The sequence below is a fragment of the Symbiopectobacterium sp. RP genome (genome assembly GCF_050472005.1).
GTDB lineage: Bacteria > Pseudomonadota > Gammaproteobacteria > Enterobacterales > Enterobacteriaceae > Symbiopectobacterium.
Genome location: NZ_JBGOGS010000002.1, coordinates 979,302 through 993,916 on the forward strand (window position 1 = coordinate 979,302; position 14,615 = coordinate 993,916).

The following is a 14,615-nucleotide window of genomic DNA, read 5'->3' on the forward strand; positions in this document are numbered from 1 at the left end:
TTTGCGTTGCTCAATGTTGCCCAAATGACTCGCGGTTAATTAGCCTGATCGGCACCGATACAGCGATAAACCATCGGCATGGCTATTGGCGGTTCATCACCAATGCTGATGGCGGCTCGAACCGCCTGCGCCGCCGCTTGCCACGCGGTTTCACTGTTGGCATGAATCAGCACTAGGGGACGCGAGGCGTCCACGCTATCGCCCAGGCTCACCACGGCGTCTAACCCGACGCTGTGGTCGATAGCGTCCCCCGCCTGACGACGCCCGCCGCCTAGCGCGACCACCGCCATGCCGAGTGCCCGAATGTCCATCGCAGTAATAACACCGCTATGGGCGGCAAATACCGGTTTACTGAGCACGGCTGCCGGTAAATAAGCGCCCATCTGTTCGACAAAATCCGTTGGCCCCCCCTGGGCTGCCACCATACGGCCAAATACTTCAGCGGCGCGTCCATTATCCAGCACCGCTTGCAGACGCTGGCGCGCCTCATCCGAGTTTTCAGCCAGACGGCCTGCCAGCAACATCTCAATGCAAAGCGACATGGTAACATCATACAGCCGGGAATCACGGCACTCACCCGTTAAAAACCGTACATATTCAAGGAGTTACAATGCATTACCCGCACTCGACGCCAGTACCTGATTCATGTCGGTTAACAGCGCCGTGGTGCGGCAACCCGCTCGGTTTGCTACGCTAACGATGGATTGTGCCAACTGTTCCGACAGCGCGTAAGTGGGCATAAAGGCACCCGACCCCACTTTGACATCCATCACCAACGCATCCAGCCCTTCCGCCAGCTTTTTACACAGTATTGAGGCGGTGATCAATGGGATAGAGTCGACCGTTGCGGTGATATCTCGCGTGGCGTAAAAACGCTTATCGGCAGGTGCCAAAGAACAGGTTTGTCCGATGATCGCCACGCCTACTTGGCGGATGATGTCGCGAAACTGATCGTCTTCAGGGAAAATGTTAAGGCCGGGTATCGACTCCAGTTTGTCCAAAGTCCCGCCTGTGTGGCCCAAACCACGCCCGGATATCATCGGCACATAGCCGCCGCACGCCGCCACCATCGGCCCCAGCATCAGGGAGGTGACATCGCCTACGCCGCCAGTCGAATGCTTATCCACCAGCGGACCATTCAAGTTGAGATCGTCCCAGTGTAATCGGCTGCCCGAATCGCGCATCGCCAGCGCGGCGATCTGCCCTTCCGAGACGCTGTTATCACATATCCCATTGATGAAAAATCGAATTTCATCTTCGCTCAGCGTCTTGCCATCACGCTTGTTGCGAATGATTTCCTGAGTCAGAAACACAGCCATGCCTCCCGATCAAACTGCCGTAATGCTCCACGCAATCAGTAGCCCGACGACGAGGAAGCACCATTCTGCCCCAACGTGGTAAGGAGATCGCCCAACAGGCCGGATGCGCCAAAGCGAAAGTGACGGGCATCGGCCCAACCTTCACCCATGATGTCATCAGCCAGTTTCAGGTAAATCGCCGCATCCTGTGCGGTGCGCACACCGCCAGCGGCTTTGAAGCCCACGCGGTCGCCGACGTTTTTATCACGGAGGGTTTGCAGCATGATTTCAGCGCTGTGCGGCGTCGCGTTAACCGCCACTTTCCCCGTGGAGGTTTTAATAAAATCGGCACCGGCGTCGATGGCTATTTCACTCGCCTGACGAATCAAGTCATCGGTTTTCAATTCACCGCTTTCAATAATCACTTTCAGCATCACGCCAGCTTTCTGACACAGTGTATGGCAGGTAGCCAGCAGAGTATGGCCAGTTTCCGTGTCCCCAGCCATTAATGCACGATAGGGAAACACCACGTCCACTTCATCAGCACCATAGGCTATCGCCGCCAGGGTTTCCGCGCAGGCGATATCAATATCATCGCCGCCCTCAGGGAAGTTGGTCACGGTTGCAATGCGGATCTCTGGCGTGCCCTGCTCATGCAGCGTTTTACGCGCCAGGGGGATAAAACGGGGATAAATACAGATGGCTGCCGTGTTTCCTGCCACGCTGCGCGCCTGCTGACAGAGTGCGATCACCCGCGCTGGTGTGTCATCATCGTTCAGGGTGGTCAAATCCATTAGCCCCAGCGCACGTTGCGCTACAGCAGTTAAGTCAGTCATAGCAATATCCTGTATGTTATGGTTTTTCACGCTTTATACCCAATAAACCTCAAGATGCAGGTTTGAGCACCTGAAAACGATCGTGAATTCTGGACGTCAGCGAGTCCGCTATTTCTGGTAGCGTATTGGTGAAAAAATTGAATATTGCATCCCGAAAATCGCGGGTGTTTTCAAAATAGCGATTATTCCGTGTATGCTCATTCATCACTTTCCACAGGCGTTCTATCGCGTTCAGATTCGGACTGTAAGGCGGTAAATAGTGAAGCTCTATGTTCACGACAAAGGCCCAATCCTTAATCAATTGGGTTCGGTGATAACCCGCACCGTCCAGTATTACATGGATTCTCTGTCGGTAATCAGGGTAACGTTTGCGTATCTCAATGAAAAAACGAGCAATGTTGTAGTCATTAATTGTTTTGTAATCGTGAATAACCGTACCGCCGATATCGCTCAGATTCAGCGCACCCAGTATATTCAGACGGGTTCGACTTCCCGTTGTTTTAACTGACTTTTTATGCCCTTTTCGTATCCATCCATAACTGAGCTTTGTGGCTTGTGTCGGATGAACCGCATCGATAAACAGAATCGGCTCATTGCTGGCTGTTTTCTTTAAATTCTCATAATATTCAATGAAATGCTTCTGATTTTCTTCACTGAACTTATGGGGTACGCCCGCCGGTTTTTTGTAGGAGAAACCGGCTTTGTTGAATAAACATATTTTATGCTGCACCCCAAGTGAAACGACAGATCCTCGCAACGCAAAATCATGCAGTTAGGCCTCATAAGAAAACTGTAAACCTGAGGTGACGAGCATTTTCTACCAAAACTGGCTGTAAAAACAGCATGACTCACTATTATTCAACAAAGCAGGAGAAACCATGACGGTGCAACCACTTGTTCATGCCGGGAATACTGAATCGGATAGCCCAGCGATGTTCGACATAAGCCACGATGTCGTGGGTATGATGGAAAAGATGTTGAGATAACTAGCTGATTAAAAGCGCAGTCTTTTCAGCACAAAGCCGACTTGCAGACCCACCGTTTTCAGGTTTAAGTTTGCGAGTGTTGACGTAATCGTTGATATGTTGGTTTACCGTCGTTTCGTGCAGACGCAGAGCTTGCGCAATCATCGCAGAGCTCCAGCCTTCGGAGGCCAGCAGGACGGCTTTGATGCGATCACAAACACGCTTATCACGGCTGGTGTCATGAAGGTGTTCGAGTTCGGCTTTTTGCTTGTCGGTAATAAATATCTTCATAGTGGGTGAGCATGATCTTCTTACCGCGTAAAATCAAGCATCTTCAATGATCACGGGTATATTGTGAGAATAATAACAAAAAACAAGTTTAATGTAATTTAAACAACATTAATGCGGTGAGAGTCACTCTTCCACCACGGCGCTATAAGTATAGCCAAGCGACTTAATTTTGATTACACCATATGGACTGAGAACAAAATCTCTGTATCGCAACCACTCTCTCTTTTTTTGCTTTTGCTTGTGCCCATTTATGCTCAATTGGGTTAAGATCCGGCGAATATGTAGGCAAATACTCCACCATATATAGCCAACCGACTTAAAAATGATTACAACAGATGCCCTGATATGCGGCAAAAAAGCATAGCTGGCTGTTATCAAAATAATGTCGGTTGGCTATACCCTGCATCGATGATGACTTGTTGAATATTATGTTTTTTGTGAAAAGTTGCATTGTCCATCACGATTACACTGTTTTTAGGGAGTACTGGGATAAGGACTTGTGTGACCCAAGAATAGAAAACATTGCTGTTAATATTGATATCAAATAATCCGATAGGCTTTGTTGAATAATAGTGAGTCATGCTGTTTTGTCAGCCAGTTTTGGTAGAAAATGCTCGTCACCTCAGGTTTACAGTTTTCTTATGAGGCCTAACTGCATGATTTTGCGTTGCGAGGATCTGTCGTTTCACTTGGGGTGCAGCATAAAATATGTTTATTCAACAAAGCCCCAATTAAGCATAAATGGGCACAAGCAAAAGCAAAAAAAGAGAGAGTGGTTGCGATACAGAGATTTTGTTCTCAGTCCATATGGTGTAATCAAAACTAAGTCTCTTGGCTATATCGACTGAAGCTTGCGCGCAAAATGGGCGTTACGCGAGCGGTGAATGTGGCGCAAGAGACGCTGGCGGATGTCATGTTGTCGTTGGGGATGCGTGAAGGGTTTGATGTGGGTCTGGAAATGTCCGGCGCGCCAGCTGCGATGCACGCGTTGTTGCATGCCATGAACCACGGTGGGTGGGGCGCTGCTTGGCATTCCGCCGGAACCGATGATGGTTGATTGGAACGAAGTGATTTTCAAAGGACTGACGATCAAAGGAATCTACGGGCGGGAGATGTTCGAAACCTGGTACAAAATGGCGTCATTAATCCAATCAGGCCTCGATTTAACGCCGATTATCACTCATCACTTCCCAATAGATGACTTTCAGCAGGGCTTTGATGTGATGCGCTCTGGGCAATCCGGCAAAGTGATTTTGCACTGGGATTAACGGCATCGTAGCGCGCCCCGAGGCCAGGACGCGCTACGCATTTATTTATCCCCGGATGTGACCCAAGTACGCCAGCGCTGCTCAATAAAATGAACGGGTGCACTGTCACGTAAGCTTTCCCCGATCAGTTTAAAGAAGACGTCGTTACCCACCGGCGGTAGTGGCTGTTTAATAGTACACAACTGCGGTTTGCGGAACGGTTTACGTGCTGGTTGCGCAGGGCGAGGTTCATAGGGCAGCGTCTGGTAGTGAACCGGCTCATTCAACAACTGGCTGGGGCGCACCAGAACGATATCGGTATCCAGCGTGGGCAACATCTGTTGCAGCACTTTGATAGTCGCGGGGTGCGGGTGACCGATGGCAATGGCCGAACCGGTACGGCGTGCCAGTTGCACCGCACGATTAAACTTGGTGCGGATATCCGCCTCATTCTGAGTATCGTCTAAAAAGACCTTACGCTTGATCACCTTGACGTGCGTGCCCGCCGCAGCCGGAATGGATTGGCTGCTGCCGATAGTCATGCTGTCGAGAAAGTAGAGCTGATAAGCATTGAGGGCCTGCATCACCTTTTGCATACCTAGCAAGCTGGAGGTCATGGAGCTGCCCATATGGTTATTTAACCCGACCGCGTAAGGGACGTTATTTACCGCCTGACGGATAATGCGTTCGATCTCTTCACTGCTCATCTCCGGGCGTAGTGTATCTTTCTCGAGAGGCTGTTTTCCCATCGGAGCCATCGGTAGGTGGATCAATATCTCGCGCCCTTGCTGGTGGGCCTTTACTGCCATGTCACGGGCATAGGGTGCGTTGGGCAACACCGCAATGGAGATGGCGGTTGGCATCGCCAGTATCTGATTTTCGTTGTGGGGCCGATAGCCGAAATCATCAATCACAATTGACAGCTTTCCCGCCATCGCCCATGAACAAAATGCCAATAACAAGGTGAAGAGAAGCGGACGGCGTACTTTTCGTAACATCGGTATCAGCAAAATGTTTTCCCTGTTATTTCCCTAACCAAGGTTGTGGGTTGACCGCCTGACCTTGACGGCGAATTTCAAAGTAGAGCGCAGGCTGGCTTTGGCCACCGCTGGTGCCCACTAATGCGATCGGTTGTCCGGCTTTCACCTGTGCACCGACCGACACCAGTGCGCTCTGGTTATAGCCATACAGGCTCATGTCTCCCTTGCCGTGCTGCAACACCACAACAAGTCCATATCCTTGCAGCCAATCCGCCATCAGCACGGTGCCATCGGCAATGGCCTTGACATCGGTACCCTCTGGTGCCACGATCAGCAATCCCTTGCAGCGCAATTCGCCCTGCAAGGGTTCACCAAAACGGCGTTCAACACGCCCCCTCACTGGCCAGATAGCCTGACCGGCGGGTTGGCCCAACCCGCCGGTGCGCGCCATAAGTGAACGCTCACTTTCCGACGGTTGGTAACGGCTGCCGCTGCGTTTGGCTTGTTCTTCACGTTCACGCACCTTGGCTGCCTCGCGCGCTTCGCGTTCAGCGCGGGCAATCTGGTCGCGCAGGCGTGCTTCATTCTGTCGTAATTCTGTCAGTTGCTGCTGATCTTTTTCCAGCGAACTTTCCAGCGTGGATAGGGTTTGTTTACGTTCACCCCGCGCTTGCTCCAACGCCTTTTGCTGTGTTTGCTGCTCGGCGAGCAACGTTTTTTGCGTTGCTTGCTTCTGCTCTACCTGCCGTTTCTGTGCGGCGAGCTCGGTGCGGGTGTGTTGCAACTCAGCGATGTTTTGCTGGCGCGCTTCATTCAGGTAACCAAAGTAGGCCAAAATACGCTCGCTGCGCTGGCTCTCTTCGCCGCTGAGGATAAGTTGCAAGCCGTTGTGTTGCCCCTGACGAAAGGCGGCGTCTAATTGGCGTGCCAGCAGCGCTTCCTGCTGCTTTCTTTGGCTTTCGAGTTTGGTGATGGAGGTTGCCAACGCTTTAAGCTCTTCGCTAAGTGTGGCAAGCGTTCCCGTGGTGTCACGCAGTTGGCGACTGGCCCGGGCGATGGATTGTTCTTGCTGCTGTAACTGGCTGAGCAGCGCGCTGCGTTGCTGTTTCTGCTCTTGAACGCGTTTTTCCTTCTCCGCGATATCCTGTTGCAGCGTCTTGAGCTGTTGCTGATTATCGGCACCGAGCCCGAGCGTCGGCCACGAAAAAGCCCCAACGCAAACCGCGCTGATACATATCGCGAGCAGCGCATGCAGCGGCGATTTGCCTGTGCTTGAACCCTGAGCAGGCACACTGCATAGTACTCGGGGCGAGACCACTGACGCTTTCTTATTCATAAGATGGGATTATTTCACGATGGGCAGCCCCTGACCAGTCATCCTACCGCGCTTTTCTCTCTCCGGTATAGCCAAGCGACTTAATTTTGATTACGACATATGGACTGAGAACAAAATCTCTGTATAGCAAAACGACATTATTTTGATAAAAATTAACTGTATTTTTTGCCACATATCAGGGCATTGGCTGTAATCATTTTTAAGTCGGTTAGCTATATCGCAACCACTCTCTCTTTTTTTGCTTTTTGCTTGTGCCCATTTATGCTCAATGGGGTTAAGATCTGGCGAATATGTAGGCAAATACTCCACCATATACCCTGCATCGATGATGACTTGTTGAATATTATGTTTTTTGTGAAAAGTTGCATTGTCCATCACGATTACCCTGTTTTTAGGGAGTACTGGGATAAGGACTTGTGTGACCCAGGAATAGAAAACATCGCTGTTAATATTGATATCAAATAATCCGATAGCAAACAGCGTTGTGCCTAATAACGCGCCGATAACATTTGTTCTTCCCTTGGCTCCCCCGTTCTTCAGGCCAAAACACCGTTGACCTTTTGGGGAATAGCCGTGAGTCCGTGGGGTATCGTGTGGAAAACCACTTTCATCAATAAAAACAATAGGTTTGCCTTCTTTTTCATACTGTTGTATTTTTTGTTGAAATGCTTGCCGGGCGCTTTCGTCGGCTTTCGGATGACGTAGCGTTTTTTTATAGGTCAATCCCAGCTTTTTAAGAGCTTGCCAAATGGCCTTCTGACAAACGCCAAAACGCTCTGCACGTTCTTTTTGGTAAGCATCTGGATATGGTTCAACATCTTTTATCAACTCGGATTTATCGCTCTTTCGCTGACGCGTGGTCGATGCTTTTGACGCTATTTGATTAATCCAACGCGATACAGAGGCAGGGCCAATCCGAAATTGCTTCGCTGTTTCTCGGATACTCAACCCTTCTTTTTCCCGTGTAGATATCACTTTACGTCTAAAATCAATTGAATAGCTCATTTAAATAATGTAATCAAAATTAAGTCGTTTAGCTATAATGAAAGAACATGTTGCAGAGGTGCGCATCTTGGGTAAGGTTTACACAGGATGAACTGCATCAGGCATAGATAAAAAGGGTGCAATACGCATAAAATGGCACAACCGTTAGTGGCGGTCGCTACAATTTTTCTGATTCATGCCACAGATAGAGTTACAGTTTAGCGGCTTACTGGTTGTTACAGGCTGTAATTGCTGTACCGCATAGGTATACTCAGAAACCTTGATTTTTGTTGATTAACTGATTCGGGAGCTGTTACCCCCCATGCAAGAGATTATCTCGTTCGTAAGCAGGCATCCGATTATGAGTATCGCTTGGGTTGCACTGTTGGTTGCCGTTATTGTCATAACCGTGAAAAGTAAGCTTTCCAAGGTGAAAGAAATCTCGCGTGGCGAAGCCATTCAACTTATCAATAAAGAAGAAGCGGTTATCGTTGATTTGCGCAACCGTGATGATTTCCGTCGTGGCCACATTGCCAACGCCATCAACCTGCTGCCTAACGACATTAAGAATGGCAGTCTGGGCGAGTTGGAGAAACACAAAGCGCACCCTGTGATTGTCGTTTGCGTGAACGGTATCAGCTCGCGTGAATCCGCTGACAACTTGCTGAAAGCCGGTTTTGAACGCGTGTCTGTTCTGAAAGACGGCTTGTCCGGCTGGAGCGGTGAGAATCTTCCGCTGGTGCAGGGTAAATAAGCGCGATAGCGCAAGCCGAATGTCTTTAAAGCATGCCGTAAAGGATGGTAGGTTGTAACTAGGCTCAGGTTCCCTGCGCGCATTGTTCGATTTTAAATGCACACATTGGCGTCCGCTGCCACACGGTGAATGCGGCGCATTAAAAACATTAACATTAAAGGTATTAGCCAACATGTCCGAACAAAACTCCGCCAAAATGACTTTTCAGATTCAACGTATTTACACCAAGGATGTCTCTTTTGAAGCGCCGAATGCTCCTCAGGTGTTTCAGCAGGATTGGCAACCGGAAGTTAAACTGGATCTGGATACGGCGTCCAGCCAACTGGCGGAAGACGTGTATGAAGTTGTGCTGCGCGTAACGGTAACCTCGACGCTGGGCGAAAATACTGCGTTCCTGTGTGAAGTTCAGCAAGCGGGTATTTTCACCGTTGGCGGTCTGGAAGGTACACAACTGGCACATTGCCTAGGCGCTTACTGCCCAAACATTCTGTTCCCGTATGCGCGTGAATGTGTGACCAGCATGGTGACACGCGGCACATTCCCGCAGTTGAATCTGGCGCCGGTGAACTTCGATGCGCTGTTCATGAACTATCTGCAACAGCAAACGGAAGGGCAGTCCGCAGAAGGTGAAAACGGCGCACCGCGCCTGGATGCCTGATGAGCACAGCTAATGCTTCCATGACAGTGGTCGGTGCCGGTTCATACGGCACCGCCTTGGCGATTACGCTGGCCCGCAATGGTCACTCCGTGGTGCTTTGGGGACACGATCCTGCGCACATACAGACATTGCAGGCCGCCCGGTGTAACCAGGCGTTCCTGCCGGATGTGCCTTTCCCCGATACGCTGCACCTCGAGTCTGATTTAGCGCAGGCGCTGGCGGCGAGTCGCGATATTTTGGTGGTGGTGCCGAGCCATGTGTTTGGTGACGTGCTGCGTCAGCTAAAACCGCTGCTGCGTGCTGATGCACGCTTGGTGTGGGCGACAAAAGGGTTGGAGGCAGAAACCGGGCGCTTGTTGCAAGATGTGGCGCGGGAAGCATTAGGTGAAGAGATTCCTTGGGCGGTGATTTCTGGTCCGACCTTCGCGAAAGAACTCGCGGCGGGATTACCCACCGCTATCGCGCTGGCCGCGACAGACAAAACGTTTTCTGACGATCTGCAAACGCTGCTGCATTGTGGCAAGAGTTTTCGCGTCTACAGTAACCCCGATCTTATCGGCGTTCAGCTTGGCGGCGCGGTAAAAAATGTGATTGCTATTGGTGCCGGCATGTCCGATGGCATTGGCTTTGGTGCCAATGCGCGCACGGCGCTCATCACGCGTGGGCTGGCGGAAATGACGCGGCTTGGCGTGGCGCTCGGGGCTGACCCCGCCACGTTTATGGGGATGGCCGGGCTGGGCGATCTGGTGTTGACCTGTACCGATAACCAATCCCGTAACCGCCGCTTTGGCATGATGCTGGGTCAGGGGCTGGATGTACAAAGCGCTCAGGACCAGATTGGTCAGGTGGTGGAAGGTTATCGCAACACCAAAGAGGTGCTGGCGTTGGCGCAGCGTCATGGGGTAGAAATGCCCATCAGTGAACAACTGTGGCAGGTTTTATACTGTGGCAAGGCCGCACGCGAAGCGGCGCTTACCCTGCTTGGTAGAACGCGCAAAAACGAAAGCGAGCGCGAATAATATAACGTTATCCTTGAGACCAACGGCGACGCTGGTCTTTTGGCGTTTTTTGGCTTTTATATCGTATGCTGGCGGCTACGCGAGTCTTTGGCGAGCGTGACGGGCGATAACAATAAATGCAACGTGTTAGCGTATCGCAATGAACGGTGCGGCAGGGGAGTGAAGGCAATGTCGACTGATGAATTGGAATTGGTGTGGGCAAATATCAAAGCAGAAGGCCGGTCGCTGGCTGATTGCGAGCCGATGTTGGCCAGCTTTTTTCATGCCACATTGCTGAAACATGAAAACCTAGGCAGCGCATTGAGTTATATGCTGGCGAACAAGTTGGCAAATTCCATCATGCCGGCGATCGCCATTCGCGAAGTAGTGGAAAAGGCCTACCGTGCCGATCCGCAAATGATTCTGTCAGCCGCGTGCGACATTCGCGCGGTGTGTCAGCGTGACCCGGCGGTGGATAAATACTCCACGCCGTTGCTTTACCTGAAAGGATTTCATGCGCTTCAGGCCTACCGTATTGGTCATTGGCTCTGGTATCAGGGGCGTAAAGCGCTGGCTATTTATTTTCAGAACCAGATTTCGGTGTCGTTTGGCGTCGATATTCACCCGGCTGCGACCATTGGTTGTGGGATCATGCTCGATCATGCCACCGGGATTGTGATTGGTGAGACGGCGGTGGTGGAAAATGATGTGTCTATCCTGCAATCTGTCACCTTGGGCGGGACCGGGAAAACCAGCGGCGATCGCCATCCCAAGATCCGCGAAGGGGTTATGATTGGCGCGGGTGCCAAAATTCTCGGTAATATTGAAGTTGGGCGCGGCGCAAAAATTGGCGCAGGTTCCGTGGTGTTGCAGCCAGTTCCGGCGCATACCACGGCGGCGGGCGTCCCGGCGCGCATTGTGGGGCGCCCGGAAAGCGACAAACCCGCAATGGACATGGATCAATACTTCAATGGGATCAATCAGGGATTTGAATACGGTGATGGGATTTGAGTTCTTCTTACCGTAAGCTGTTTTTCAAATGATTTCCACTACTTATATCACATACTATCCGAATATTCAGCTGAGCTAAGATATTTTCTTATAAGAAATATCTCAAATATTGCCGCTTTACCGACAATTCCACGCAATATAACGTGTGAATCCGTCAGATACCGGTTTGGACAGGCTTTTACCCGTGGCCTGTTTCCCTAAGCCAGGCTTTCCCTGTCATCTGACGGTTCAGGTCTCGCAACAACATTGATGGTTTACGAGAAGCAAAGATGTATAGCTAAACGACTTAATTTTGATTACATTATTTAAATGAGCTATTCAATTGATTTTAGAGGTAAAGTGATATCTACACGGGAAGAAGAAGGGTTGAGTATCCGAGAAACAGCGAAGCAATTTCGGATTGGCCCTGCCTCTGTATCGCGTTGGATTAATCAAATAGCGTCAAAAGCATCGACCACGCGTCAGCGAAAGAGCGATAAATCCGAGTTGATAAAAGATGTTGAACCATATCCAGATGCTTACCAAAAAGAACGTGCAGAGCGTTTTGGTGTTTGTCAGAAGGCCATTTGGCAAGCTCTTAAAAAGCTGGGATTGACCTATAAAAAAACGCTACGTCATCCGAAAGCCGACGAAAGCGCCCGGCAAGCATTTCAAAAAAAACAACAGTATGAAAAAGAAGGTAAACCTATTGTTTTTATTGATGAAAGTAGTTTTCCACACGATACCCCATGGACTCACGGCTATTCCCAAAAAGATCAACGGTGTTTTGGCCTGAAGAACGGGGGAGCCAAAGGAAGAACAAATGTTATCGGCGCTTTATTAGGCACAACGCTGTTTGCTATCGGATTATTTGATATCAATATTAACAGCGATGTTTTCTATTTCTAGGTCACACAAGTCCTTATCCCAGTACTCCCTAAAAACAGGGTAATCGTGATGGACAATGCAACTTTTCACAAAAAACATAATATTCAACAAGTCATCATCGATGCAGGGTATATGGTGGAGTATTTGCCTACATATTCGCCAGATCTTAACCCCATTGAGCATAAATGGGCACAAGCAAAAAGCAAAAAGCAAAAAGCAAAAAAAGAGAGAGTGGTTGCGATACAGAGATTTTGTTCTCAGTCCATATGGTGTAATCAAAATTAAGTCGCTTGGACTCGGCTATAATCAACGCGCCACCACCTGTACCGTTCTGATGAAAGACGGTACAGGCCTATTCCCACCCTTCACATCGTGCTTCTTGTTATAGTAAAGCGACATTATTTTGATAACAATTAGCTGTATTTTTTTGTCACATATCAGGGCATTGGCTGTAATCATTTTTAAGTCGCTTGGCTATAACGCTGGTATAAATACAGCATTTCGTTCGCCAACTCCCGCACCAATAATGACGTCATCAAGTGATCTTGCGCATGCGCCATGATAGATGTCATCGGTACAACGGTTTCTCGTGCAACCAACTGCGTTTGAACCTGATGCGCCACTCTTGCAAACCGATCTGCGCGGGTCATTAACGCATTGGCTTGTTCAACCTGACCGTGACGTGCCGCCTGCAACGCCTCAAGACACAGGCTGCGTGATTCATCCGCATTGACAAGAATTTCCATTGCCGCTTCTTCTGCTTTAACCATAGTCACACCCCCCTTATTAGGCATTGAATCAAAACTGTGCTGTGGTCGCACTTACAGCACGCATCCATCGCGCTACCGTACTGCCAGACTCTGTGCGAGTTATTAGCAAATCTGGTGTATGGCGATCAGGCTACGTTCCGCTCTGATGCTTCGTGAATCTGTTCTCCATCCTTAAATTGGACGTTGCTTACAACCAGGGTCAGCAGGTCAAATCCTCTTAGTCGGTTCCAGCTTTTCTGAGCTGACTGGAGCAGCTTAAATACCATTGACAGGGTTGTTTCTCTCGAACCACCGTTCTTCGCGCCTCTGCTTCGTAGCCTCACAGTCGCAAAAGCCGATTCAATCGGATTTGTCGTTCTTATTGACGCCCAGTGCTCTGACGGGAAGTCGTAGAATGCCAGCAGTTCTTCTCGAGCTTTCTCCAGCTTCTTCATCGCTGCAGGATACTTCGCTGAAAACCTTGCCAACAAAACATCAAAGGCTTCATTAGCGGCATCGCGGCTCTCTGCTAGCCAAACCTCCCGCAGCTCAGCCTTAACTTTCGGTTGCATGGCTTTGGGGAGTGAAGCCAACACATTAGCGGTTTTGTGCACCCAACAGCGTTGGTGCTGCGTGTCCGGGAATATCTTTGCCATTATTCCAAAAACCAAGGGCACCGTCTCCCGTAGCCAGCTTGGGAGATACGGTTAGGCCACGTGCTCGCAGGCCATTAAGAAGTTCGGCCCAGTTTGCTTCTGACTCTCGATAACGATCTTCGACCGCAACCAGCTCCTTACGTCCATGCTCAGTGACGCCGATAATGACCAGCAGGCAAAGGCGATCATCTTGCCTGACATGGCTGTATATGCCATCGGCCCAGAAATAAACGTAGCGCGTATCGCTTAAATCACGCAGGCACCATTGCCTGTGCTCTTCAAGCCATTACTGTTTCAGTCTGCTGATGGTACTGGCAGAGAGGCCATTAGCTTTTTCACCGAGAAGCGCCCTCAGGGCTTCGTGAAAATCACCGGTGGATATGCCTCGCAGGGGCTTTGTTGAATAAACATATTTTATGCTGCACCCCCGGTGAAACGACAGATCCTAGCAACGTAAAATCATGCAGTTAGGCCTCATGAGAAAAGTATACACCTGAGATGACAAGCATTTTCTACCAAAACTTGCTGGAAAAACAGCATGACTCACTATTATTCAACAAAGCCCCTCGCAGGTACAGCCATGGTAGCAACTCTTCGACGCTTTTTGCACGTTTCAGATAAGGCGGCAACAACGCGCTGTTGAAGCATATTCCGTTGCCGCTGCGCTCCCTGACCTTAGGCACTTTAATTTCAACATCCCCAATACCCGTCTGTATGGTTCGCTGTGGCAAATAGCCGTTACGAACGACAGCATGACGCCCGTCGTCAAGGCGGCGTTCAGCATGTTGTTGCAGCATGGCTTCGAGCTCAACGTCAACGGCGGCAGCTATCAGTTGCCTAGCACCATTACGAATGAGTTCATGCAAGGGATCACCGGCAATATCTGGTTCTGCGGAGACCTGTAGGGTAGACTTTTTCATGGGGTATCATCTCTCTGTTGTTGAAATCATCCACGAAATCAATCAGCAGGATACGCCACCCTCCC

At 50.0% G+C, this 14,615-nt stretch carries 15 protein-coding genes and 6 pseudogenes; 8 read left to right on the top strand and 13 right to left on the bottom strand.

Features of this window, described 5'->3' with window-relative positions; translation table 11 throughout:
• Positions 1-35 precede the first annotated feature (35 nt).
• The 6 genes and pseudogenes from deoA to ACD630_RS23965 form a co-directional block, all read right to left on the bottom strand.
• Positions 36-1,313 (bottom strand): annotated as a pseudogene (gene deoA / locus ACD630_RS23940) (thymidine phosphorylase).
• 41 nt (positions 1,314-1,354) lie between these two features.
• Positions 1,355-2,134: a deoxyribose-phosphate aldolase gene (gene deoC, locus ACD630_RS23945; RefSeq protein ID WP_430360888.1), complete on the bottom strand. Its 780-nt coding sequence runs from the start codon at positions 2,132-2,134 to the stop codon at positions 1,355-1,357.
• 49 nt (positions 2,135-2,183) lie between these two features.
• Positions 2,184-2,840 (bottom strand): annotated as a pseudogene (locus tag ACD630_RS23950) (IS630 family transposase); the annotation flags it as partial.
• A 151-nt stretch (positions 2,841-2,991) separates the two neighbouring features.
• Positions 2,992-3,390, bottom strand: a pseudogene (locus ACD630_RS23955) (helix-turn-helix domain-containing protein); the annotation flags it as partial.
• 123 nt (positions 3,391-3,513) lie between these two features.
• On the bottom strand, positions 3,514-3,768 hold the full coding sequence (locus ACD630_RS23960; protein WP_430360889.1) for a hypothetical protein: 255 nt from the start codon (positions 3,766-3,768) through the stop codon (positions 3,514-3,516).
• The gene (locus tag ACD630_RS23965; protein WP_430360890.1) at positions 3,765-3,971 is read right to left on the bottom strand and encodes a transposase; all 207 of its coding nucleotides are present in this window, start codon (positions 3,969-3,971) and stop codon (positions 3,765-3,767) included. Before ACD630_RS23965 ends, ACD630_RS23960 begins: the two co-directional genes overlap by 4 nt.
• 75 nt (positions 3,972-4,046) lie before the next feature.
• On the opposite strand from ACD630_RS23965, the gene ACD630_RS23970 reads away from it, so the two are divergent.
• Entirely contained in the window at positions 4,047-4,238 is a 192-nt protein-coding gene (locus ACD630_RS23970) for a hypothetical protein (protein ID WP_430360891.1), read from the top strand.
• Positions 4,229-4,658 (top strand): annotated as a pseudogene (locus ACD630_RS23975) (zinc-binding dehydrogenase); the annotation flags it as partial. The gene ACD630_RS23970 and the pseudogene ACD630_RS23975, both read left to right, overlap by 10 nt.
• Before the next feature lie 41 nt (positions 4,659-4,699).
• On the opposite strand, the gene ACD630_RS23980 reads toward ACD630_RS23975, so the two are convergent.
• From ACD630_RS23980 to ACD630_RS23990, 3 genes are all read right to left on the bottom strand, one after another.
• A complete protein-coding gene (locus ACD630_RS23980) occupies positions 4,700-5,635 on the bottom strand; it encodes a divergent polysaccharide deacetylase family protein (protein ID WP_430361267.1) in 936 nt (311 codons plus the stop codon).
• Positions 5,636-5,660: 25 nt separating this feature from the next.
• A complete protein-coding gene (gene envC / locus ACD630_RS23985; RefSeq protein WP_430360892.1) occupies positions 5,661-6,953 on the bottom strand; it encodes a murein hydrolase activator EnvC in 1,293 nt (430 codons plus the stop codon).
• 90 nt (positions 6,954-7,043) lie between these two features.
• Positions 7,044-7,958: an IS630 family transposase gene (locus tag ACD630_RS23990; RefSeq protein ID WP_430360893.1), complete on the bottom strand. Its 915-nt coding sequence runs from the start codon at positions 7,956-7,958 to the stop codon at positions 7,044-7,046.
• Positions 7,959-8,259: 301 nt separating this feature from the next.
• Here ACD630_RS23990 and ACD630_RS23995 point away from each other — a divergent pair, with 301 nt between their 5' ends.
• The 6 genes from ACD630_RS23995 to ACD630_RS24020 all read left to right on the top strand — a co-directional run bounded on the left by ACD630_RS23995 (position 8,260) and on the right by ACD630_RS24020 (position 12,510).
• Positions 8,260-8,691 (top strand): rhodanese-like domain-containing protein, encoded by a 432-nt coding sequence (locus ACD630_RS23995; RefSeq protein WP_430360894.1) that lies wholly within the window; start codon positions 8,260-8,262, stop codon positions 8,689-8,691.
• Positions 8,692-8,863: 172 nt separating this feature from the next.
• Positions 8,864-9,349 carry a protein-export chaperone SecB gene (gene secB / locus ACD630_RS24000; protein ID WP_430360895.1) on the top strand — a complete coding sequence of 162 codons (486 nt, stop codon included), beginning with the start codon at positions 8,864-8,866 and terminating at the stop codon, positions 9,347-9,349.
• Positions 9,349-10,368 carry an NAD(P)H-dependent glycerol-3-phosphate dehydrogenase gene (gene gpsA / locus ACD630_RS24005; protein ID WP_430360896.1) on the top strand — a complete coding sequence of 340 codons (1,020 nt, stop codon included), beginning with the start codon at positions 9,349-9,351 and terminating at the stop codon, positions 10,366-10,368. Before secB ends, gpsA begins: the two co-directional genes overlap by 1 nt.
• 168 nt (positions 10,369-10,536) lie before the next feature.
• Entirely contained in the window at positions 10,537-11,358 is an 822-nt protein-coding gene (gene cysE / locus ACD630_RS24010) for a serine O-acetyltransferase (protein ID WP_430360897.1), read from the top strand.
• Positions 11,359-11,667: 309 nt separating this feature from the next.
• Entirely contained in the window at positions 11,668-12,246 is a 579-nt protein-coding gene (locus tag ACD630_RS24015) for an IS630 transposase-related protein (protein WP_430360898.1), read from the top strand.
• Between the two features lie 15 nt (positions 12,247-12,261).
• Positions 12,262-12,510 carry a transposase gene (locus ACD630_RS24020; protein ID WP_430361268.1) on the top strand — a complete coding sequence of 83 codons (249 nt, stop codon included), beginning with the start codon at positions 12,262-12,264 and terminating at the stop codon, positions 12,508-12,510.
• A 21-nt stretch (positions 12,511-12,531) separates the two neighbouring features.
• On the opposite strand, the gene ACD630_RS24025 is transcribed toward ACD630_RS24020, so the two are convergent.
• From ACD630_RS24025 to ACD630_RS24040, 4 genes and pseudogenes are all read right to left on the bottom strand, one after another.
• Entirely contained in the window at positions 12,532-12,684 is a 153-nt protein-coding gene (locus ACD630_RS24025; protein ID WP_430360899.1) for a hypothetical protein, read from the bottom strand.
• Positions 12,685-12,686: 2 nt separating this feature from the next.
• The gene (locus ACD630_RS24030) at positions 12,687-12,995 is read right to left on the bottom strand and encodes a PTS lactose/cellobiose transporter subunit IIA (RefSeq protein ID WP_430360900.1); all 309 of its coding nucleotides are present in this window, start codon (positions 12,993-12,995) and stop codon (positions 12,687-12,689) included.
• A gap of 125 nt (positions 12,996-13,120) precedes the next feature.
• Positions 13,121-14,060 (bottom strand): annotated as a pseudogene (locus ACD630_RS24035) (IS256 family transposase); the annotation flags it as partial.
• Between the two features lie 91 nt (positions 14,061-14,151).
• Positions 14,152-14,550, bottom strand: a pseudogene (locus ACD630_RS24040) (transposase); the annotation flags it as partial.
• Positions 14,551-14,615 lie beyond the last annotated feature (65 nt).

Bases quoted from the DNA above. Each gene is read 5' to 3' on its own strand.
- cysE (WP_430360897.1), top strand. From the start codon at position 10,537: ATGTCGACTGATGAATTGGAATTGGTGTGGGCAAATATCAAAGCAGAA.
- deoC (WP_430360888.1), bottom strand. From the start codon at position 2,134: ATGACTGACTTAACTGCTGTAGCGCAACGTGCGCTGGGGCTAATGGAT.
- ACD630_RS23965 (WP_430360890.1), bottom strand. From the start codon at position 3,971: ATGACTCACTATTATTCAACAAAGCCTATCGGATTATTTGATATCAAT.
- ACD630_RS24030 (WP_430360900.1), bottom strand. From the start codon at position 12,995: ATGGTTAAAGCAGAAGAAGCGGCAATGGAAATTCTTGTCAATGCGGAT.
- ACD630_RS23995 (WP_430360894.1), top strand. From the start codon at position 8,260: ATGCAAGAGATTATCTCGTTCGTAAGCAGGCATCCGATTATGAGTATC.
- envC (WP_430360892.1), bottom strand. From the start codon at position 6,953: ATGAATAAGAAAGCGTCAGTGGTCTCGCCCCGAGTACTATGCAGTGTG.
- secB (WP_430360895.1), top strand. From the start codon at position 8,864: ATGTCCGAACAAAACTCCGCCAAAATGACTTTTCAGATTCAACGTATT.
- ACD630_RS24015 (WP_430360898.1), top strand. From the start codon at position 11,668: ATGAGCTATTCAATTGATTTTAGAGGTAAAGTGATATCTACACGGGAA.
- ACD630_RS23980 (WP_430361267.1), bottom strand. From the start codon at position 5,635: ATGTTACGAAAAGTACGCCGTCCGCTTCTCTTCACCTTGTTATTGGCA.
- ACD630_RS23990 (WP_430360893.1), bottom strand. From the start codon at position 7,958: ATGAGCTATTCAATTGATTTTAGACGTAAAGTGATATCTACACGGGAA.
- ACD630_RS24025 (WP_430360899.1), bottom strand. From the start codon at position 12,684: ATGATTACAGCCAATGCCCTGATATGTGACAAAAAAATACAGCTAATT.
- gpsA (WP_430360896.1), top strand. From the start codon at position 9,349: ATGAGCACAGCTAATGCTTCCATGACAGTGGTCGGTGCCGGTTCATAC.
- ACD630_RS23970 (WP_430360891.1), top strand. From the start codon at position 4,047: ATGATTTTGCGTTGCGAGGATCTGTCGTTTCACTTGGGGTGCAGCATA.